Source organism: Samsonia erythrinae (assembly GCF_004342665.1).
Taxonomy (GTDB): Bacteria; Pseudomonadota; Gammaproteobacteria; order Enterobacterales; family Enterobacteriaceae; genus Samsonia; species Samsonia erythrinae.
Window position 1 is genome coordinate 44,589 of record NZ_SMBY01000009.1, and the last position, 20,355, is coordinate 64,943.

The 20,355-nt window shown below is 51.5% G+C and carries 17 protein-coding genes; 7 read left to right on the forward strand and 10 right to left on the reverse strand.

Features of this window, described 5'->3' with window-relative positions:
* Positions 1–13: 13 nt before the first annotated feature.
* The gene (gene aldA / locus EDC54_RS13695; protein WP_132457331.1) at positions 14–1,453 is read right to left on the reverse strand and encodes an aldehyde dehydrogenase; all 1,440 of its coding nucleotides are present in this window, start codon (positions 1,451–1,453) and stop codon (positions 14–16) included.
* A 289-nt stretch (positions 1,454–1,742) separates the two neighbouring features.
* Here aldA and EDC54_RS13700 point away from each other — a divergent pair, with 289 nt between their 5' ends.
* From EDC54_RS13700 to EDC54_RS13710, 3 genes are all read left to right on the forward strand, one after another.
* Positions 1,743–2,084 carry a GlpM family protein gene (locus tag EDC54_RS13700; RefSeq protein ID WP_132457334.1) on the forward strand — a complete coding sequence of 114 codons (342 nt, stop codon included), beginning with the start codon at positions 1,743–1,745 and terminating at the stop codon, positions 2,082–2,084.
* 28 nt (positions 2,085–2,112) lie between these two features.
* Positions 2,113–3,309 carry a pectinesterase PemB gene (pemB, locus tag EDC54_RS13705; protein WP_132457337.1) on the forward strand — a complete coding sequence of 399 codons (1,197 nt, stop codon included), beginning with the start codon at positions 2,113–2,115 and terminating at the stop codon, positions 3,307–3,309.
* 317 nt (positions 3,310–3,626) lie between these two features.
* Positions 3,627–4,355, forward strand: a complete 729-nt coding sequence (locus EDC54_RS13710; RefSeq protein WP_132457340.1) for a LuxR family transcriptional regulator — start codon at positions 3,627–3,629, stop codon at positions 4,353–4,355.
* On the opposite strand, the gene EDC54_RS13715 is transcribed toward EDC54_RS13710, so the two are convergent.
* Both EDC54_RS13715 and argG read right to left on the reverse strand, forming a co-directional pair.
* Positions 4,336–4,989 carry an acyl-homoserine-lactone synthase gene (locus EDC54_RS13715; RefSeq protein WP_132457343.1) on the reverse strand — a complete coding sequence of 218 codons (654 nt, stop codon included), beginning with the start codon at positions 4,987–4,989 and terminating at the stop codon, positions 4,336–4,338. The two genes, EDC54_RS13710 and EDC54_RS13715, sit on opposite strands and share 20 nt — an antisense overlap.
* Before the next feature lie 270 nt (positions 4,990–5,259).
* Positions 5,260–6,603, reverse strand: a complete 1,344-nt coding sequence (gene argG / locus EDC54_RS13720) for an argininosuccinate synthase (RefSeq protein WP_132457346.1) — start codon at positions 6,601–6,603, stop codon at positions 5,260–5,262.
* Between the two features lie 411 nt (positions 6,604–7,014).
* Here argG and EDC54_RS13725 point away from each other — a divergent pair, with 411 nt between their 5' ends.
* On the forward strand, positions 7,015–7,590 hold the full coding sequence (locus EDC54_RS13725) for a DJ-1/PfpI family protein (RefSeq protein WP_132457349.1): 576 nt from the start codon (positions 7,015–7,017) through the stop codon (positions 7,588–7,590).
* Positions 7,591–7,688: 98 nt separating this feature from the next.
* Here the strand turns inward: EDC54_RS13725 and EDC54_RS13730 are convergent, their stop codons facing one another.
* Both EDC54_RS13730 and exaC read right to left on the reverse strand, forming a co-directional pair.
* Positions 7,689–8,681, reverse strand: a complete 993-nt coding sequence (locus EDC54_RS13730; RefSeq protein WP_132457352.1) for an acyltransferase — start codon at positions 8,679–8,681, stop codon at positions 7,689–7,691.
* Positions 8,682–8,867: 186 nt separating this feature from the next.
* Entirely contained in the window at positions 8,868–10,403 is a 1,536-nt protein-coding gene (gene exaC / locus EDC54_RS13735; protein WP_132457355.1) for an acetaldehyde dehydrogenase ExaC, read from the reverse strand.
* Between the two features lie 343 nt (positions 10,404–10,746).
* Between exaC and fdhD the strand changes: the two genes are divergently transcribed.
* The 3 genes from fdhD (at position 10,747) to EDC54_RS13750 (ending at position 14,621) form a co-directional block, all read left to right on the forward strand.
* The gene (fdhD, locus tag EDC54_RS13740; RefSeq protein WP_230514522.1) at positions 10,747–11,511 is read left to right on the forward strand and encodes a formate dehydrogenase accessory sulfurtransferase FdhD; all 765 of its coding nucleotides are present in this window, start codon (positions 10,747–10,749) and stop codon (positions 11,509–11,511) included.
* Positions 11,512–11,746: 235 nt separating this feature from the next.
* Positions 11,747–12,373, forward strand: a complete 627-nt coding sequence (gene sodA, locus EDC54_RS13745) for a superoxide dismutase [Mn] (RefSeq protein WP_132457361.1) — start codon at positions 11,747–11,749, stop codon at positions 12,371–12,373.
* A 355-nt stretch (positions 12,374–12,728) separates the two neighbouring features.
* Positions 12,729–14,621 (forward strand): methyl-accepting chemotaxis protein, encoded by a 1,893-nt coding sequence (locus EDC54_RS13750; RefSeq protein ID WP_132457364.1) that lies wholly within the window; start codon positions 12,729–12,731, stop codon positions 14,619–14,621.
* A gap of 85 nt (positions 14,622–14,706) precedes the next feature.
* Here EDC54_RS13750 and EDC54_RS13755 read toward each other — a convergent pair whose 3' ends face one another.
* The 5 genes from EDC54_RS13755 to EDC54_RS13775 form a co-directional block, all read right to left on the reverse strand.
* Positions 14,707–15,069, reverse strand: a complete 363-nt coding sequence (locus EDC54_RS13755) for a YibL family ribosome-associated protein (RefSeq protein ID WP_132457367.1) — start codon at positions 15,067–15,069, stop codon at positions 14,707–14,709.
* A gap of 93 nt (positions 15,070–15,162) precedes the next feature.
* A complete protein-coding gene (locus EDC54_RS13760; RefSeq protein WP_132457549.1) occupies positions 15,163–15,729 on the reverse strand; it encodes an MltR family transcriptional regulator in 567 nt (188 codons plus the stop codon).
* Positions 15,730–15,846: 117 nt separating this feature from the next.
* Complete coding sequence (locus EDC54_RS13765) at positions 15,847–16,995, reverse strand: mannitol-1-phosphate 5-dehydrogenase (RefSeq protein WP_132457370.1); 1,149 nt, start codon at positions 16,993–16,995, stop codon at positions 15,847–15,849.
* Positions 16,996–17,054: 59 nt separating this feature from the next.
* A complete protein-coding gene (locus EDC54_RS13770) occupies positions 17,055–18,971 on the reverse strand; it encodes a PTS mannitol transporter subunit IICBA (RefSeq protein WP_132457373.1) in 1,917 nt (638 codons plus the stop codon).
* Positions 18,972–19,481: 510 nt separating this feature from the next.
* Complete coding sequence (locus tag EDC54_RS13775; RefSeq protein WP_132457376.1) at positions 19,482–20,186, reverse strand: DUF3053 domain-containing protein; 705 nt, start codon at positions 20,184–20,186, stop codon at positions 19,482–19,484.
* Positions 20,187–20,355 lie beyond the last annotated feature (169 nt).

Here is a 20,355-nt window from a genome sequence, read left to right on the forward strand (position 1 = left end):
AGTGAGATTGCCTTTAGTGAAACTGTAAATATGCGACATGCGTTTGCAAATATTCCTGCAAGCCGTGTTTACCATCCGCACCACCTACACCGGATTTACGCCAGCCGGCATGGAATCCCTGCATCGCCTCGAAGTTTTCACGGTTGATGTAGGTTTCACCAAACTTCAGCCCTTTCAGCGCTTTCATCGCGGTATTGATATTTTGAGTATAGATCGACGACGTCAGGCCATATTCACTATCATTCGCCATAGCGATCGCCTCTTCCAGCGTATCGAAGGTCGCCACCGGCAGTACCGGCCCGAACACCTCTTCATGCATGATTGGCATGTCCTGTTTGACATTCACCAGCAGCGTCGGCGGATAGAAATAGCCGATGCCGTTTTCACGCTTACCGCCAAGAAGCACCTTCGCCCCCTGCGACACCGCTTTCGCCACTTTGTCTTCCACCCTTTGCAACGCCGCCGCGCTGATTAACGGCCCCATATCCAGCGTTTTTTTCTCTGCCGTGTTGCCGAAGGTCACCTGTTCCATTGCCGCTTTAATGCGGGAGATAAACTCGTCTTGAATGCCTTTTTGTACATACACGCGCTCAGCGCAATTACACACCTGCCCGCTATTAATGACGCGAGAGCTGACAATCGCTTTCACCGCCAGATCGAGATCGGCATCATCCATCACAATCGCAGGGGCTTTGCCGCCCAGTTCCAGCGACACCTTCGTCACGTTCTGCGCCGCTGCCGTCATGGTGGCAATCCCTGCCGCTACGCTACCGGTGAGGCTGACCATGCCGACTTTCGGGTTCGCGGCCAGCTCTTGCCCTACCGTCGGGCCATAGCCGGTTACAAAATTGATCACGCCTTTCGGCAAGCCAATATGGTGAATGATTTCGGCGAAAATCACCGCATTATTGGGCGTGATCTCGCTGGGTTTGATCACGATGGTATTACCGGTGATCAGCGCCGGCGCCGCTTTACGCGCAATCAGGAAGAAGGGGAAATTCCACGGCAGGATACCGGTCGTCACACCAATGGCTTTACGGAAGACGAAGATATTTTCATTCGGGCGATCGCTCTGTACGATTTCGCCTTCATAACGGCGCGCCCACTCCGCCATATAGTCCAGATAATCAGCGGTGAACAGCACTTCCGTTTGCGCCAACGCGTAAGTTTTACCGCCTTCCGCGATGATGGTATCGGTCAGCTCAGCTTCCCGCTCGCGGATACCGGCGGCGATTTTGTGCAGCCACACGCCGCGTTCAAACGCGGGCAGCGCTTCCCAGCCCGGCTGTGCGGCTTCTGCCGCATCAATCGCTTTTTTCGCGTCTTCAGCGGACCCTTCCGGGATCTGTGAAATCACCTGCTCCGTGGCCGGGTTCACCACATCGATCCACTTCCCGCTTTTGTTTTCAACAAACTCACCGTTGATGTACATACGTTTCTGGATGGTGCTCATGTCAGGCGTCTCCAAAGTGATAAACGAGTTGTTAATAAAACACGTCTTTTTTGTGAAGTTTTGCCATGCTGCGCGATCCACAAGGAATTTACCTTTTCATGGCTGCCATTTCAGTCCGATAAATGGCAAAAAAATCATGCTGAAAACGTCCGAGGTAACATTTTTGCAAAATATCGGCGTAAAGTAGGGTTACAGCCGCGTAGCCGTGAGGAGGATCACAGGTCATCCTCTCCGGCTTTTGGCAATATTCCCTATTATTCACCGCATGATTGAGCCAGAAATCATACTTATGTCTTTAGTGATAAAATCCGCCATTGGCGCACTGATCGTGCTGCTCATCAGCCTACTGGCAAAAAGCCGGAATTATTATATTGCCGGGCTGGTGCCGCTTTTCCCCACATTCGCGCTGATCGCACATTACATCGTTGGCAGCGAACGCGGGCTGGAAGCGCTGCGCGCCACCATCCTGTTCGGCATCTGGTCCGTCATTCCTTATCTGGTTTATCTTATCTCACTGTATTATTTCACCGCGTGGATGAAATTGCCGCAGGCGCTGCTCGCGGCGGTGGTGTGCTGGAGTCTCTCTGCCGCGCTGCTGATCAAAATCTGGACGTGGTATCAGGCGAATTAACGCCTGTTTTTTCTCTCAGGGGCGCACAATGACCAACATGACCTACCCCGGCACGGCTTCTCGCCCTATCCTTTCCGAACAGGAAGCGGCCCGCTTCACGCCGCAGCACTATTTTACGTTGCCTGAGCGCGATGGCCATTCTGATGTCTGGATGCCCGAACCCATTTGCGTCGATCCTGCGACCCCCTTGATCGTCGGGCCGGATGTTGGCATTAATCGTGCGACGCATACGACGGTGCAGCAGGCGGTGAATGCCGCGCTACAGCATCACCACGACAGGACGCGTGTTTTCATCAAACTGTTGCCGGGCACCTATATCGGCACGGTCTACATCCCTGCCGGAGCGCCGCCGATCACGCTGTTCGGTGCAGGCCAGCAGCCGGATGACGTGGTGATCAGGCTCGCTCTTGATTCCATGTTTTCACCCGCAACCTACCGGGAAGTGGTGAATTCACACGGCGAGTATCAGCCCGGCGACCCAGCCTGGTACCAGTACGATCGCTGTGCGTCCAAACAGAACCCGACAATCGAGACAATTTGTTCCGCTGTGGTCTGGTCGCAGAGCGACCATTTCCAGATGAAGAACCTGACGGTGGTCAATTCACTGCTGGATTCGGTGGATGGCCGGGCACATCAGGCCGTGGCACTGCGCACCGGTGGCGACAAAGTACAGCTTGAACGCGTTCGCCTGATCGGTCGGCAGGATACATTTTTCGTCAACGTCAGCAACATCCACAACGAGTACGTCACGGATCGCCATAGCCGCGCTTACATTCAAGACAGCTATATTGAAGGTGATGTCGATTACGTTTTTGGGCGGGCGGCAGCGGTATTCGAACGCGTCCATTTTCATACCGTCTCCAGCCGTGGGGCAACAGATATTCACGTCTTCGCGCCTGACACCTTGCCGTGGGTGCAATACGGTTTTTTAGTGATAAATTGCCGCCTGACGGGAGATAGAGGCTTTCGCGGGGAAAGAAAAGCCAGACTGGGACGCGCCTGGGATCAGGGGGCAAGGCAAACGGGATACCAACCGGCTCAGACCGCCAATGGTCAGCTAGTGATCCGCGACAGTATGATTGACGCCAGTTATGACAAGGAACAACCGTGGGGAGCCGCGGCAACCACTGCCCGCCCCTTTGCCGGTAATGTGTCGCCGGCACGCCATCTGGATGATATCTATTTCAATCGGTTGTGGGAATATCATAATATCGATGAGAAGTAATATCGTCTTATTTTTAGTTAAACAGCCATACAATTAACGTGAATAAGAATAAAAAACAGTTTAGCCTGTAAAACATCGCCATTTTTATAGAAGAAAAATCATTTTACATCATGGTTTTGATAAGGATTGTTTAATTAGTATTTCCAAATATTATCCAACCATCACGTTTCGCCCGGCGATGCGTGGATTTATTTTCTTCTCTTTTTTATTATTTTTACCCTAACGTCCCCTCATTCATAACGATTAGACTTAAGTCCAAAGATAAGTATATACTTTTCTATCACAGGGATGCTGATTCTTCAGACTGAGGTCGTGAAATGTCGCCATTATTCTCCAATAATGAAATTATAAGCAAGGTAATCAAACGTCAACTTGATGAAAACCTTAGCCATTACGATGGCATAAAATTTTCATTTATGGTGCTTAATAAGAAAAATCCCTCTCATATTATCATCATTTCCAGTTATCCCGATGAGTGGGTTAAACTCTATAAAGACAATAAATATCAACATATTGACCCCGTTGTTTTGGCTTCTTTTAATAAAATATCGCCGTTTTCCTGGGATAAGAGCCTGGAGATTAACACCCAACTTCAGCTTGGAAAAATATTCGACATCTCCAGAAAATATAACATTATCAATGGATACACCTTCGTGCTTCACGATCATGGCGACAATCTCGCGATGCTATCGATTATCGCAGACAGCGCGTATCCGAATGATGTGGAAGTCTTCATTAAAGAGAAAAAAGACACTTTCCAGATGTTATTAATTGAAGCGTATGAGAAAGCCATCTCTCTTAGCAGAGAGATGGCTGAGAACAAGAAAACGTTAAATCATAAAGAAATATTTTCTCAACGAGAAAATGAAATTCTTTACTGGGCCAGTATGGGGAAAACCTATCTGGAAGTAGCCATGATTTTGGGAATCAAAACCAGTACGGTCAAATTTCATATCGGCAACGTTGTAAAAAAACTGGGCGTTCTGAATGCCAAGCATGCCATCAGGCTCGGCGTGGAGTTGCAGCTCATAAAACCTGTGGAATAGCGGTGGTTAATCGCAAAGGCCACCGCTTCAAGTCATCGTCAATGAATGCGCCATTGCGGTTAATACGGCGCGCTAACGTAGCCTGATTATCATCATCAACAGGAAGGAAAACCAGATAGACGCTTTCCTGCTTTTCTGACAAACCGCGTTCGACTACGCGAATTCCCCAACCAGAACGTTTTAATATTGTTAACATAGGATGACTAACTATCGTATATATTCCATCATAGCCTTTATCCTTTGAATAATTAATCATTGAAAGAAACAGGATAGAACTAATAGGATACCCACTCCCCAGAATCTCTTTTGCACGTGACTTATCCACAAAAAAGCGACTGGATTCCAAATAATTTCCATCTGGGATTTCTATTTTTTCGAAGTAGGAAAAGAATGTTCCGGTAATCATATTCGGATATTTTGTTTCTATGAACCTAAGGCTACAAATCACGGTGTCATTTTTTATGCCAAAAAGATAAGTGGCGTTGTCATTATCATATTGATCAAACTCCATCCCATTAATGCATTGAACAGCCCAATTCAATCGGTCCTTAAAGGTTTCTTTTCTGAGGATAAACAACTCTTCCGATTTTTTTTCTGACAACAAGGCGTGATTTACATCAAATATCTGTAACATTTTTCCTCCATTGAAAAGTTAATACATAGCCTCAAAAAAACGATGCTCTATCATCCCGCAGATTTTTCGCTTTTAGATTATTGTCTCAATTGGTTACGCATAAACATTCTGTCTCTTTCCACGACAGTTGTACAGATGCAACTTGCATTGTCAACAATGCGTTCACACGCCAAAAATACCGCAAAGGCATTAAATATAATTGATTGATATAAAAATAAAAAAATCCGAAACCGCAGGACGATTTCGGATTTTCATTATTCTCGCTGCTCGTTACTTCTCTATTTTATCCTGTAGCCGCCCAACTTGCGGCAAGCCCGCGCTGGCAGAAGAAAGTAAGCCGGTTTCAACATAGTTGAACAACTTTTCACGCGTATCCGTGATATCCAGATTACGCATGGTCAGCTGACCGATGCGATCGTCCGGTGAGAAAACAGAATCCCCTTTCTCCATCGTCAAACGCTCAGGTTTATAGGTCAAATTGTCTGACACCGTGTTCATGATGGAGTAATCGTTACCGCGGCGCAGTTCCAGCGTCACTTCACCGGTGATGGCGCTGGCTATCCAACGTTGAGACGCATCGCGCAGCATCAGCGCCTGAGAGTCAAACCAGCGTCCCTGATACAGGAAACGACCCAGTTGACGGCCATTGGCATGGTATTGCTCGATGGTGTCTTCGTTATGGATCCCCGTCACCAGGCGCTCATAAGCGATATGCAGCAAAGCCATTCCCGGCGCTTCATAAATGCCGCGACTTTTCGCTTCGATAATACGGTTTTCGATCTGATCGCTCATGCCCAGGCCGTGACGCCCGCCAATACGGTTCGCCTCCAGCATCAGCTCGACATCATCGCTAAAACGCTTGCCATTCAGCGCAACCGGGTGACCCTGTTCAAAACGAATGGTGGCCTCTTCTGCCGGGATTTTGACGTTTTCGTCCCAGAATTTTACGCCCATAATCGGGTTAACGATCTTGATGCTGGAATTCAGGAACTCCAGATCCTTCGCTTCGTGCGTCGCCCCCAGAATATTGGAGTCAGTGGAGTAGGCTTTCTCTGCCGACATTTTGTAGTCGAACCCGGCCTGCGCCATAAACTCAGACATCTCCTGACGGCCGCCCAGCTCATCGATAAAATCGGTATCCAGCCACGGCTTATAAATCTTCAGTTCGGCATTGGTTAGCAAACCGTAGCGATAAAAGCGCTCAATATCGTTGCCTTTATAGGTGCTGCCGTCGCCCCAGATGTTCACGCTATCTTCTTTCATCGCCGCCACCAGCATCGTCCCGGTCACTGCACGGCCCAGCGGCGTGGTGTTGAAATAGGTCACGCCCGCCGTCGTATTGTGGAACGCGCCGCACTGAATCGCCGCAATACCTTCAGCAACAAGTTGTTTGCGGCAATCGATAAGACGCGCATTTTCCGCACCGTATTCCATAGCCCGACGCGGGATCGCCTCGTAGTCATCCTCATCCGGCTGCCCCAGATTTGCCGTATACGCATAAGGAACCGCGCCTTTTTGACGCATCCATAACAGCGCGGCGCTGGTATCCAGACCGCCCGAAAACGCAATACCAATACGCTGACCAACCGGAAGATGCTTGAGAATCGTTGTCATAGATATAATCCCTGCTCGAAAGATCTATGGATATAAGCCTAGTCGCCCACACCATGATGTTACGCCATACATTAATGAGAATTCAGGCCCAGTGCACACGCGAAATCGAACGGGCCGGTCGACAACTGACATCGACACACTCAAAAATGCATATTTATGCAAAATAAGTGAGTGATAATTTAAACATCTTTTTGACGGGACAGGAAGAGAAGAGTCGTGCTTTCATGCAAAAAAATTCGCGGTCAATTACGACCTAGCGGATAAGTGTAGCGCTATCCGCACCTCAGGATAAGCAGAAAAACGCGTTTACGCGACCCCATCGACATTAATAAAACATCGTTTCATTTTACCGTAGTTTCTTTGTTATTCTCTTGCCGTTAACACCCTCCCTCACTGATTGCTGGAGATACTATGTCTAAGAAAGTCGCCGTTCTGCTGGCTCCCGGGTTTGAAGAAGCGGAAGCGATTATGGTGATCGATGTCCTGCACCGCATGAAAATAGACGTCACGATGCTGTCGTGCCACGACAGGCTGGAACTACGCAGTTATCACCATATCCGACTGTTTGCCGATTCACTGCTGGAAAGAAATCAGGATACGCTGTTTGATGCGGTCGTCATCCCCGGAGGCCCGCAGGGGACGGTCAATCTGGCGGCGAACCCGATGGTTGTCGCGTTTATCCGTCGCCATGACGAGGCGGGAAAATTGATTTGTCCGCTGTGTTCCGCCGCTGCACGCGTGCTGGGGGGGAACAACCTGCTGAAAGGTCGCCGCTACGTCTGCTCTGGAGACTTATGGCAGAATGTAACCGATGGCGTTTATGTTAATGAAAAAGTCGTGGAGGATGGGAATCTCATCAGTGGTAAAGGGCTGGGCGTGGCGTTTGATTTTGCCTTTACCCTCGCCAACCGTCTGACGGGTAACCGCGAAGAGGCCAACTTTCAGGTCGAACACATCGATTACGATTACTGGCGCGCGCCGGCGTAACCATTCCCCTCACAAGTTTAAGGCGCGCCGCCGCGCCTTTCTGACGGCGCCACAATAACCTTATCCTGCCAGCAGGCGGCGTGGGGATATCGCGCGCGTCAGCTCACCCAGCGCAGGACATCTATCTTCTGGAGCGCCAGCGAGAGCAGCAGACTGCCCGCCAGCGCGATAGCGAAAACATAAAAAATATCGGCAACAGGGTGGGACGGCAGCACAGCGTCATGCGTGCGCAGATAGTGAACGATCAACGCATGGAAACCGTAGATCGCCAGTGAATGGCGTGAAATTGTCGCGAAACCGGGTAAAACCCGATGGCTAAAATAATGCTTAAACACCACCAGCAAGCTGACTGCGGCCAGAAAAACCAGCGGGCCGCAGTAGAGGTAAAACGTCTGGGTAAACGCCTCATTCAATCGCGTGTGGTGCTGCGTTCCCAGCGCCACCAGAGTGACACACGCAATGAAAAACGGAATAGCGGCCAGCACGACCTTCTTCGGTACGTCCAGCATACCCAACGCGCGCCCCAGCGCCGCGTACAACACATAATAAAACGTATCGCCGTAAATATAGAGATTAACGGGCAGTAGCTGGACCCCGTTAAATTCCAGAGACGCCGTATGCGGGTTGGCTACCACGGCCAGTAAGACGATTAAAACGGCTAAATACCATCCCGATACCGGCTTTATCGTAATCAGCGGTGAGAGCAGATAAATCACCGCAATGGCGTAGAAAAACCATAAATGATAAAAAACCGGTTTTTGCAGCGCATGGCTCAGGGCATTGATACCGCTAATGGGCGTCAGTGTCGCAATATAGATCAGCGCAACCGCACTGTAGAAAAACAGGCATAGCCCGATACGCAGGAAATGCTTTTTCCCCGCTCGGCGTTCGCCAAAAAATAAGTAGCCGGAGATCATAAAAAATAGCGGGACGCACACGCGCGATACCGAGTTCAGGACATTCGCCACATCCCAATAGCCGTCTCCCGGCGTGCCGCCTGCGGTAATATAGTAAGTTGTACTGTGGATCAGAACGACCATCATGCAGGCTAAAGCCCGCAGGTTATCAATCCAGCCGATCTTGTCCGTCATGCACAACCTCTTGAAAGCAAAGCGCTATTCCAAACAGAGTAGCCGTTGTGCGGCGTTTGCACAATCCACCGTTGGGCAAACCGAACGGGTAAAAACGACCTGAGACGAAAAATCCGCACGATACGCCCAGCGCCCTCAGGGATAACAAGAGAGCGCAGGGAGTTCAGAATGTATCGTGCGAAGACATCAGAACAGCCCGACGGGTTTGTCGGAGTAACTGACCAGCAGACACTTGGTTTGCTGATAGTGTTCCAGCATCATTTTATGGTTTTCACGCCCGATACCGGACTGCTTGTAGCCACCAAACGCGGCGTGCGCCGGATAGGCGTGATAGCAGTTGGTCCAGACGCGACCGGCCTGAATACCCCGCCCCATGCGATACGCGATGTTAGCGTTACGACTCCACACGCCCGCGCCCAGACCATATTCCGTATCGTTGGCAATCTCCAGCGCATCATCCATCGTTTTGAAGGTGGTGACAGCCAGCACCGGCCCGAAAATCTCCTCCTGAAAAACCCGCATGCTATTTTTACCAAACAGGATCGTCGGTTCCAGATAGTAGCCTTCCGCCATCCCGTCCGGCATCGCCTTACGCTGTCCGCCCGTTAGCACCCGCGCCCCCTCTTTTTTACCGATATCAATATAGTTCAGGATGGTTTCAAGCTGTCCTGCCGAGACCTGCGCGCCCATCATCGTTTGGCTGTCTAGCGGGTGGCCGACGCGAATCGCCTCAACGCGTTTAATGGCCCGTTCCATAAAGCGCTCATAGATAGATTCCTGCACCAGCGCGCGGCTTGGACAGGTGCAGACCTCCCCCTGATTGAAAGCGAACAGCGTGAACCCCTCTAACGCCTTATCAAAGAAGCTGTCTTCTTTATCCATGACATCGGCAAAAAAGATATTCGGCGATTTGCCGCCCAGCTCCAGCGTTACCGGCGTCACGTTTTGCGCCGCATAGCTCATGATCTGCTGGCCCACCTCCGTCGACCCGGTGAATGCGACTTTCGCAATACGTTTTGAGGTCGCCAGATATTCACCAATCTCACTTCCCGAGCCATTCACCACATTGAGCACGCCGGGTGGCAGCAGATCCTGAATCAGCTCCATCAGAATCAAGACTGACATTGGCGTGAGCTTAGCGGGTTTCAGCACGATACAGTTCCCGGCGGCCAGCGCAGGCGCCAGCTTCCAACAGGCCATCAGCAACGGAAAGTTCCAGGGGATAATTTGTCCGACGACCCCAAGAGGCTCGTGGAAATGATAGGCCACGGTATCGCCGTCAATCTCGCTGATCGCGCCCTCCTGCGCACGGATGCAGGCCGCGAAGTAACGGAAGTGATCAATCGCCAACGGCACATCCGCGCCGAGCGTTTCGCGAATAGGCTTGCCGTTATCCCAGGATTCCACCTGCGCCAGCCGCTCAAGGTTTTGCTCCATGCGATCGGCTATACGATTGAGGATCAGCGCCCGTTCTTGTACCGACATGCCACCCCACTCCGCTTTAGCCTGATGAGCCGCATCCAGCGCATGGTCGACATCTCGCGTCGTTGAACTCGCCACTTCACACATCGGCTGACCGCTCACCGGCGTCAGGTTGACAAAGTACTGGCCGCCTTCAGGCGGAAGCCAGGTACCGCCGATAAAGTTGTCATAACGTTTTTTCAGATTGAGAGAGCCAATGTCATCAGATGCGAATCGGCCGTCAGAATGATTGTGCGCCATTTCAGTCTCCTTTTCATTTCCGGGGTCGCGGTCAGGCCGCAGTGAAAAAAGAGGCAAACAGTAATCCGGTTAATTAAGCCTATACGGGGTGTGTCGTTAACGACAGGACGCCACCGCAGAAGAGTGCAACTCTTCGAGTTAACGCACAGTTTTTTTCTGTTGTTGGGAAAACAGACATCGATGTAAGCAAGCACGCTCGCGATTTCTGGAGAAAAATTCGCATCCATTCTGACACGGTGAAATAATACTTTTCTTTCCAGGGTTATTAACGTTCAGGCAGGTATTTCAGGTGGAAGGGGTTCATTTACAGGCGGATGCCGCTCTTGAAGGCGCAACACAGCGCATGGTCTATCATCGCGATTCGCTGCATCAGCCGCAGGCTGACTGGCTGGCGGAAGAGGTGCCCGTCGCGCTGGTTTACAACGGTATTTCGCACGTCGTTATGATGGCCTCGCCGAAGGAGCTGGAGCATTTCGCCCTCGGGTTCTCCCTGTCCGAAGGTATTATTCAGTCACCGGCAGATATCTATGGCATCGATGTGCAGCCCGTTTGCAACGGGATCGAAGTCCAGATTGAGCTGTCCAGCCGACGCTTTGCGGGGCTAAAAGCGCGGCGCCGGGCGATGGATGGCCGAACAGGCTGTGGCGTGTGCGGCGTAGAACAGCTCGCGGAAATCGGTAAACCGATCCCCCCACTGCCCTTCACCCAGACATTTTCTCTCGGCCAACTGGAACCGGCGCTGATGCGGATAAGAGAGTGGCAGAAAATTGGCGAGGTAACAGGCTGTACCCATGCCGCAAGCTGGATAGCGCCGGACGGTTCGATGTCGGGAGGGAGTGAGGATGTTGGTCGTCATGTGGCGCTGGATAAACTGCTCGGTCTCAGGGCGCGACAGGGTTGGCAACAGGGTTCGGCGCTGGTTTCCAGCCGGGCCAGTTATGAAATGGTACAAAAATCCGCCATGTGCGGCGTTGAAATCCTGTTTGCCGTCTCCGCGGCAACCTCGCTGGCCGTAGACGTCGCGCAGCGCTGCAACCTGACGCTGGTCGGTTTTTGTCGGCCGGGGCACGCAACGATCTACACGCATACACAGCGTCTGACCGAATAAGCCACACGCGGATACCGGTGCCGCAGGATGTAGGATGCCTATAGATTAATTTGTTTTTACGTTGTGCGATAACGGCATAAGCGTTTGTTATCACCAAGTAACATAATCTGATTCATGGCATCACACTGAGAATAATCATTTTCAATATCACTTAATTAACTATAATGGACGTATTGCTTACACGGTGCTCACAGAACAGCGCCGTAACATTTTTTTTACCATGGAGATGCTAAACATGAGTTATTCACTGCCATCCCTGCCCTATGCGTATGACGCACTGGAACCGCATTTCGACAAAGAAACGATGGAAATTCACCATTCCAAGCATCATCAGGCTTACGTCAATAACGCCAATGCTGCGTTAGAATCCCTGCCGGAACTGGCTAAATTGTCTGCTGAAGAGCTGATCGCTCAACTGGATAAAGTCCCGGCGGAGAAAAAAGTCGCCCTGCGTAACAACGCCGGCGGCCACGCGAACCATAGCCTGTTCTGGAAAGGCCTGAAATTATGCACCACGCTGTCTGGTGACCTTAAAGCGGCGATTGAACGTGATTTCGGCAGCGTCGATACCTTTAAAGAAAAATTCGAACAGGCGGCGGCAACCCGCTTTGGTTCCGGCTGGGCCTGGCTGGTGCTGAAAGACGACGGCAAACTGGCTGTGGTTTCCACCGCAAACCAGGACAGCCCGCTGATGGGTGAAGCCGTTGCCGGCGCATCCGGCTACCCCATCATCGGTCTGGATGTATGGGAACACGCCTACTACCTGAAATTCCAAAACCGCCGCCCGGACTACATCAAAGCATTCTGGAACGTGGTGAACTGGGACGAAGCGGCAGCCCGTTTTGCCAACGCGAAAAAATAACGTCGGCTGAACGCTGTTGTAACTGAAAAAGGGCTGGGATAACCGCATGTTATTCCAGCCCTTGTTTTATCCTGTGGTCTCCATCCTTCCCCATTCACCGTCGGTAATCACGCCATAACGTTTTACGATCGCACCCGTGATATCCGTCGTCTCACTCAGCCGGTAACGGGCAAACTCTCCGCTTAAACAGCAGGCCGCACATAAAGTTTCAGGGCACAATGCCGATACCATTTGTGTCTTTTTATCATGTTGTTACAGAGAAAGACTTAGTAAGCGGCCGTCCAGGATGCTAACGCCGCAAGCCGGCGTATCAGAATAGTGACGTTGACTCAATACGATATCGTGGTGGAATGTGATGGTTATAAATATTGACAATCTAAAAGTGGGTAAAAAATTAGGATTAGGCTTTTCCCTGATCCTCCTTATGACCATAGCGATTGCCGCCGCAGGCGTGATGCATATCGACTCGCTGAAAGACAGCATTAATAAGGTTAATTTAAGCAATAATATCGATGATGAAATGAATCAGGCCAAATATTACCGCGCCCTATACGCCACCACCTATAAGCCTGAAGATATACAAAAAAACATTGAGCACATTGCCAATCTCAACAAACTCATTGAAGAAGCAAAAACGTTTCGCTGGTCGGAAAGCGATGCCAAAAAAATAGCCAGTATTCCCGCATTGATTACCCTCTATCAGGAAAAACAAAAAAATTATATTCATGCCGTAGGGGTTAAGGACGCCGTCAGAAAGAGCTGGAATATTTCAACGACGGAAGCACCGTTGCAACAGCTCGGTGAGCAACTCAAGTCAGACAATAGCAGTCTGACGCTGCAATTATTGCTGTCTGACTTGAATCAAAAGCTGATTGCGGTTCGTTACCACGTTCGTGGTTTATTACTTTCTACGAATAAAGAATCCGAAGAAAAATTACGTGAGGCCATCAACGCGGCGCAAACGTCATTAACCTTCCTGTATCAGAGTTTGTCCGCCGAACAGAGGGAAACCTTGGCGCCAGTGCTGACCATCATGAACAACTATGAAGAACAGGCGCTCGCATACATGCCCGCCTATCAGGACGAAGTTGCACAGGCAGATCAAATGAATACTGTCGCAGGGCAGTTGAACACCGTCATTGAATCACTGCTCGGCGACCAGCTGGCCGCTTCACACAAAGACATTCGCAACGCCACACTGCAAATGATCATCACCGCGCTGATTACGCTCCTGCTTGGTCTGCTGATCTCCTGGTTTATTTCACGCCAAATCACCACGCCGCTAGGCAGCGCGCTGACGATGGCCGAGAAAATCGCGTTAGGCGACCTGACCATGTCCATCAACACGACTCGCAAGGATGAACTGGGCCAGCTAATGGTTGCGATGTCGACAATGAACGACAACCTGCACAATATGATTGATGACATCCGCGTCGGCGTCAGTCAGATTTCTAACGCATCCAGCGAAATCGTCGCAGGTAATACCGATTTGTCTTCACGTACCGAAGAGCAGGCGGCCGCCGTGGAACAGACCGCCGCCAGCATGGAGCAGCTCACCGCTACGGTGAAACAAAACGCAGACAACGCGCACCACGCCAATAAACTGGCTATCGGCGCTTCTCAGACGGCGAAACAAGGCGGTGAACAGGTCAATAACGTGGTGCAAACCATGAACGCGATCGAAAACAGCTCCAAGCGCATTGCGGAAATCACCTCCGTCATCAACAGCATCGCTTTCCAGACCAATATTCTGGCGCTGAACGCCGCGGTAGAAGCCGCTCGCGCCGGTGAACAAGGCCGCGGCTTTGCAGTTGTCGCCAGTGAAGTCCGTAATCTGGCCCAGCGCAGCTCACAGGCGGCGAAGGAGATCGAAGGCCTGATCTCCGAATCCGTCAACCAGATATCACACGGCGCAACGCTGGTCAGCAATGCCGGGAAAACGATGAATGATATCGTCACCTCTGTTACACAGGTACACGATATTATGGGCGAAATCGCTACAGCGTCAGATGAACAAAGCCGGGGAATTACTCAGATCAATCAGGCGATTGTCGAAATGGACAGCACGACGCAACAGAACGCCGCGCTGGTGGAACAATCTTCTGCCGCCGCAGATTCTCTGGAAGAACAGGCAAGACTGTTGAAACAAGCAGTCTCCGTCTTCCGTCTGGCCAATTCGCAGCATGACGACTCACCGGCCAGTATTGCCTTTACCAACCAGACGCCGCATCTGCAAGCGCTAAACTGAGGCCAGTAATCATCCCCCTGCTGTAGCAGGGGGAACACAATCCGAAATGGCGCTTTCTCTCTATACGCGGAGGCAGGGAAAGGCGTCAGAACGCTGTCGGCGCGTAACCTGTCATCTCTTTCAACCCCATTTCACGGCCCAGCGCCGTCATTGGATGCACGATCACCAAACCACGCACGCTCTTCTTCAACGCCCCTATATTCGCCTGCTCTTTTTTCGTAATCACACGGCTGAACGGCAGCTTCGCCAGCTTCTGCGCTTCTTTGCCGAGTTTTTGTTCTCTCACATTACGCAGGCGCCCGATTTCAGTCGTTAGCTTCTCGCAGGCCTCCAGATTGAGGGCGATCGCGTCGGCATCCCCCTGCGCCAGCAACGTGGCCTGTTTACGCGTCAACTTATCCAACTGGTCGCTGAGGCGTTTAATCTCTGCTTTTTCCTGCTCTTTCATAAAAGATAACCTGTATAACGGGAGAATAATGCGGGACACAGCATACACTAAACGCCCGAAGGACGCAGTGGCGCAATGGGGCAGGTTATGGGGCTAAAACGCTTTTTTCAGACTGATTTTCGCAATCAATGTGGTCAGAGATAACACCAGCGTAGAACGCACCATCTGCTGATAGCGCTGCTGCTGCATACTGGTCAACAGCGGATCGACAGCTTCCGCGTCCGGCGGTAATGCGGGTTCTGCGGGCAGCGCAGCAACACAGTGCAATTCGCCAATGGGGCCAAGAATTTCATCATCGGTAAAATGATACTGCCGTTCGTCATGCGCCAGCTCTTCGCCCAGCGCCATCAACAGCTCCGCATCCTCGTACTCTTTACGGCTGATCATGCCCAGCCCATAAATCAGCTTCAGGCGCACGGAAAGATCGCCCAGCGGCCCCGTCCCCGTCATCAGCGGTTCAACGGCATATTTCACTGCGTAATCGTCTTTACGAAACACCTGCAACATCAAAATACTGACCGCCTCAGCCAGTAACTCAACGGCGCACAGCATAAAATCGCGCACCGTCCTCCCTGAGTTCAGCGCCTCAAGAACCCGGTTTTCAAATGCCAGCGTTTCTTCCATCGTCACTTCTCGTACCGTTAAACCTTCGCACAGCATACCGCATCCCGGCAGTATGCTTACCGGCAGGTGTAGCGACATCCCATCTCCGACGTTGCCTCAATGCACTACACCGTGGTCAGGAAACCACACCTGCCTTGCGACGAGACGCGCCGATTACTGCATGGCGTTATACACATTCACTGCCTGCACGACAACCTCGCTGTCACCATCCAGACCAGAAATCTGCGCCAACGCCGCTTGCGGCCCCTGAGTACGGATTAACTCAGCCAGTTCCAGCGCCTGCGGATCTTGTTGACTGCGATAATGCATGGCGGCGGCAATACCGGTGATCAGATTATCATGCGGCAAATGGTATTCCAGCGTGCCGAGCAACGGTTTGATCAGACGATCGCCTGCGCTCAGCTTACGCAGCGGCTGACGGCCCACGCGTTCGACATCATCATGCAGATGGGGGTTTTCAAAGCGGCTGAGAATTTTGTTGATATAAGCCGCGTGCTTGTCCGCGTCAAAACCGTAGCGTTTAATCAGCACCGCTCCGCTTTCTTCCATCGCGCCTTTCACTACGGCTCTGACTTTCGGGTCAAGAATCGCATCGCGAATCGTTTGATGGCGCGCCAGCTGACCCAGATAGGCCGTCACGGCATGGCCGGTATTGAGCGTAAACAGCTTGCGTTCAACGAACGCCATCAGGTTATCGGTCAGTTCCATACCGGGGATCGCAGGCGGTTCGCCACAGAACTGCGTCTTATCGACAATCCACTCGCTGAAGGTTTCTACCGTTACCGCCAGAACATCGTCACTGCCTGCTTCTGAAGGCGGTACAATGCGATCGACGGCTGAATCCACGAACCCAACATGCTCAGCCACCCAATCCTGATGGCTTTCCGGCAAGTGTTTCAGCACATGCTGTTTTAGCTGGCTGGTCCCCCGCACCATATTTTCGCAGGCGATAATGTTCAAGGGACGGGTATTGCCCTCGTCATGGCGCTTGACCAGCCCCTGAGCGATCGTACCGGCAATTTTTTCCAGGATCTGCGGCCCCACCGCCGTCGTCACCAGATCGGCGATGGCAATCAGCGCAACGGCATCCTGGCTGCCGCTGTGAACGGCGCTCACATTACTGACGGTATCGATCTGCGTCTTATCGCCGACAATCCGTACCGCATAGCTTTTACGGCTGTTCAGTGCATCCAATAACGGTTGATTAACATCAGCAAATGTCAGTTCAACATTCGCATCCGCCAGCAGTTTACCAATGAATCCACGGCCAATATTACCGGCACCAAAATGTAATGCTTTCATGAGAAGATAACCTTAAAACATAAAAAGAGGCCGCCCGAAGGCGGCACAAGCCAAATTCATCAGGCACCCTTTTTACCGGAGAGTAAATCGAGCACTTCCTGAACGTCCTGCGTCTTTGCCAGACGTTCAATGACGGCATCATCATCCAGCGCGTTAGTCAGGCTGGTGATAACCTGGATATGTTCGTTATTACGAGCAGCGATACCAATAACCAGACGCGCCACTTCATCTTCTTCCTCGCCGAAACGCACGCCTTCAGGGTACTGACAGAAGACCACGCCGGTTTTCAGCACCCGATCTTTCGCTTCAATCGTACCGTGCGGGACGGCAATCGATTCGCCCAGATAGGTGGATGTCAGTTTTTCACGCTCCAGCATCGCTTCAACGTACTCAGGCTCAACATAGCCGCCTTTCACCAGTTGCTCACCGGCAAAACGGATGGCCTGCTCTTTGTCTGACGCGTGCTGATTCAGGAACACATTGCCTTCACGCAATTGGAACAGGTCAGCCGGGGCATCCGCAGCAGCAGGAGCAGGGGCCGGCGTCGCGACGGTTTCAGGCTTTCCGGCGCCCTGTGCAGCCACCAAACGGGCCGCCAGATCGCTATACAGGCCGCTATCCAGGAAGTTGGTCAGCGAAATATGCTGTGCCTGCGGCGCATGACGCATCGCGCGTTCCGTCAGATCGCGGTGCGTAATCACCAGATCGACATCATTTGGCAGGCTATTGATCGCGCTGTTGGTCACCACAACGTTGGTCAATCCGGCGTCCTGAATTTTCTTACGCAACACGCCGGCGCCCATGGCGCTGGACCCCATACCCGCATCACAGGCGACAATGATTTTCCGCACGGTGCTCATATCGCCGCTGACGCCGCCGACGTTAGCCGCCGTCCCTTTGGAGGACGCTTTCATTTCCTGTACCCGGCGCGTCGCGTCGTTCAGATCGTCTCCTTTCTGCTTCGTGCTTTTCAGCAAAATTGCAGAGACAATAAAAGAAACCGCGAAAGCCGCGGCAATGGCCGCAAGGTTGGCGAAATAAGCGCCTTTCGGCGTCATGGCCAGCACCGCCAGAATAGAGCCGGGAGAGGCCGGAGAAACCAGACCACCGCCCAGAACGTTCAGCGTAAACACGCCGGTCATCCCGCCCAAAATCACCGCGATAATCAAACGCGGGTTCATCAATACGTAAGGGAAATAGATTTCGTGGATCCCGCCCAGGAAATGGATGATTGCCGCACCCGGCGCCGATTCCTTCGCGTTACCGCGGCCGAAGAACATATACGCCATCAGCACGCCCATACCGGGACCGGGGTTCGCTTCGATCAGGAAGAAAATCGATTTTCCGGTTTCCGTCGCCTGCTGGATGCCCAGCGGTGAGAAGATACCGTGGTTAATCGCGTTATTCAGGAACAGAATTTTTGCTGGTTCAACAAAGATAGAGGTAAACGGCAACAGGTTATTCTGAACCATCAGGTTAACGCCGGAAGCCAGCACCTGAGAGAAAATTTCAACCAGCGGACCGATTGCCAGGAACGACAGAATAGCCAACAACATACCGATAATACCGGCGGAGAAGTTGTTGACCAGCATTTCAAAGCCGCTCTTGATCTTACCGTCAACGGCGAGGTCAAAGCGCTTGATCACCCAGCCGCCCAGCGGACCGACGATCATCGCGCCCAGGAACATCGGGATATCTGTCCCGGCGATCACGCCCATCGTCGTAATCGCGCCCACAACACCGCCACGCTCACCAAAGACTAAACGTCCGCCGGTATAACCAATCAGCAATGGCAGTAAATAGGTGATCATGGGACTGACAAGCTTCGCCAGCGTTTCATTGGGAATCCAGCCGGTGGGAATGAACAGCGCAGTAATAATCCCCCAGGCGATAAATGCGCCAATATTCGGCATGACCATATTGCTGAGGAAGCGACCAAAATTCTGCACTTTGATCTTAATATCTGGTGAAAGCATAAAAACGCACCCCTATTGAAACGCGCTGACAATAAGAGCGCGTGGTAATTATTGTGAGACGGCGTGACAATTCATAATAGAAACAGTCATGTCAGGATCGATGATGACCAGCAAACCGCGCTGACCAACCGTCAGGGTTATGACCGGAACATCAGCGGTGGCGCATGTAACGATCGCCACTAAACCTTTCCGTCAATATCACTGCATGCAGCGCGGACTCTAACACGCTGTTTTCATACCGCAACTCCACGGAAAAATGCGACAAAAATCACACAATAACCCTACATCAACAAGACAAATAGGTGATTTAATTCACAAAAAATGGTTTAAAATGAAAAAACAAACCAATTTTCAGGCGAGCAACGCAAAATTCTTGTGATACATATCACATTTCATTAATCACACTTTGTTTTATATGTGTGACGAAAGTCACAATTTATTTTCCTTTCTCACCGTTTGCCTCGAATGACACTGCTCAATTTCCTGTTTATCGAGGCGTGAATTGCAGGTTTAGGGATACCCCACGCCATTGACGCCTCTGAGCGCATTCATCAGATTTTGCTGCTGAACCGGCAGCGCAGCCACCATATTGTTATATTGCTGTACCTGCTGTGGCGTACGGAATTGCACCGACGCACCGTTAAATATGACCTGATCTCCCTGAGCATGCAGGAAATCCCCGACCTGAATCAGGTTTTGCGCAAATGACGTAGCATTGGGAATTGCCGGTAACAGCGCGTTAGTCGGTTGGATTACCGTGCGTGCGTATAACCGTTCATAAGGGACTTGCACCTCTTCCGGTTGTTTTAACTTGCGGTGGGCATTATCAGCCTGCGCTTTCGCCGTCTGAACATGCTGCGCCAACAGGCTCAGGGTTCCGAGTGATTGCCTCAGTGCTTCACGCTGCCCCAGATAATCTTCAGGCACGCGAATCCGGGATATTTGCCCCAGCATCGGCGTCAGGCTGCCTGATACCGCCTGATTAAACTGCTGAGAAAATGTCGTCAGAATTGCGTAATCGTTAGCAAAATGACCAAAATTCTTCTTCTGTTCTTCCGTCAACGCCGGTAGTTGCCCATCCTGCTGCGATTGCGCGCTTTGCAGGAACGCAACAAATGCCTTACGTTGCTCAGCCTCACTGTCGCCACAGGCTGCAAGCTGCAATGCCGCCAGAATCATCAGAACTGGCCACAGCCAGCGTGAACGATACGTCATCAACCTTCTCATTCCCTACCCCTGTTATACTCACGGCCTCACCAGCGGCGCCTTACACGGATAAACGCAGGCTGGCGATGGATTCCATAACAAAATTTTCTACGCCATAAGCATAGTCGATGAAGGCTGGCTGTGCAGAAAAAGGCCATATTTGACAACAGGTTTTGCA

What these genes read in the sequence shown, in the direction of transcription:
- EDC54_RS13770 (WP_132457373.1), bottom strand. Translation starts at nt 18,971, where the DNA reads ATGCTTTCACCAGATATTAAGATCAAAGTGCAGAATTTTGGTCGCTTC.
- EDC54_RS13715 (WP_132457343.1), bottom strand. Translation starts at nt 4,989, where the DNA reads ATGTTACAGATATTTGATGTAAATCACGCCTTGTTGTCAGAAAAAAAA.
- EDC54_RS13755 (WP_132457367.1), bottom strand. Translation starts at nt 15,069, where the DNA reads ATGAAAGAGCAGGAAAAAGCAGAGATTAAACGCCTCAGCGACCAGTTG.
- EDC54_RS13775 (WP_132457376.1), bottom strand. Translation starts at nt 20,186, where the DNA reads ATGACGTATCGTTCACGCTGGCTGTGGCCAGTTCTGATGATTCTGGCG.
- exaC (WP_132457355.1), bottom strand. Translation starts at nt 10,403, where the DNA reads ATGGCGCACAATCATTCTGACGGCCGATTCGCATCTGATGACATTGGC.
- EDC54_RS13765 (WP_132457370.1), bottom strand. Translation starts at nt 16,995, where the DNA reads ATGAAAGCATTACATTTTGGTGCCGGTAATATTGGCCGTGGATTCATT.
- EDC54_RS13725 (WP_132457349.1), top strand. Translation starts at nt 7,015, where the DNA reads ATGTCTAAGAAAGTCGCCGTTCTGCTGGCTCCCGGGTTTGAAGAAGCG.
- EDC54_RS13750 (WP_132457364.1), top strand. Translation starts at nt 12,729, where the DNA reads ATGGTTATAAATATTGACAATCTAAAAGTGGGTAAAAAATTAGGATTA.
- EDC54_RS13700 (WP_132457334.1), top strand. Translation starts at nt 1,743, where the DNA reads ATGTCTTTAGTGATAAAATCCGCCATTGGCGCACTGATCGTGCTGCTC.
- aldA (WP_132457331.1), bottom strand. Translation starts at nt 1,453, where the DNA reads ATGAGCACCATCCAGAAACGTATGTACATCAACGGTGAGTTTGTTGAA.
- EDC54_RS13760 (WP_132457549.1), bottom strand. Translation starts at nt 15,729, where the DNA reads ATGCTGTGCGAAGGTTTAACGGTACGAGAAGTGACGATGGAAGAAACG.
- fdhD (WP_230514522.1), top strand. Translation starts at nt 10,747, where the DNA reads ATGGTCTATCATCGCGATTCGCTGCATCAGCCGCAGGCTGACTGGCTG.
- EDC54_RS13710 (WP_132457340.1), top strand. Translation starts at nt 3,627, where the DNA reads ATGTCGCCATTATTCTCCAATAATGAAATTATAAGCAAGGTAATCAAA.
- sodA (WP_132457361.1), top strand. Translation starts at nt 11,747, where the DNA reads ATGAGTTATTCACTGCCATCCCTGCCCTATGCGTATGACGCACTGGAA.
- argG (WP_132457346.1), bottom strand. Translation starts at nt 6,603, where the DNA reads ATGACAACGATTCTCAAGCATCTTCCGGTTGGTCAGCGTATTGGTATT.
- pemB (WP_132457337.1), top strand. Translation starts at nt 2,113, where the DNA reads ATGACCAACATGACCTACCCCGGCACGGCTTCTCGCCCTATCCTTTCC.
- EDC54_RS13730 (WP_132457352.1), bottom strand. Translation starts at nt 8,681, where the DNA reads ATGACGGACAAGATCGGCTGGATTGATAACCTGCGGGCTTTAGCCTGC.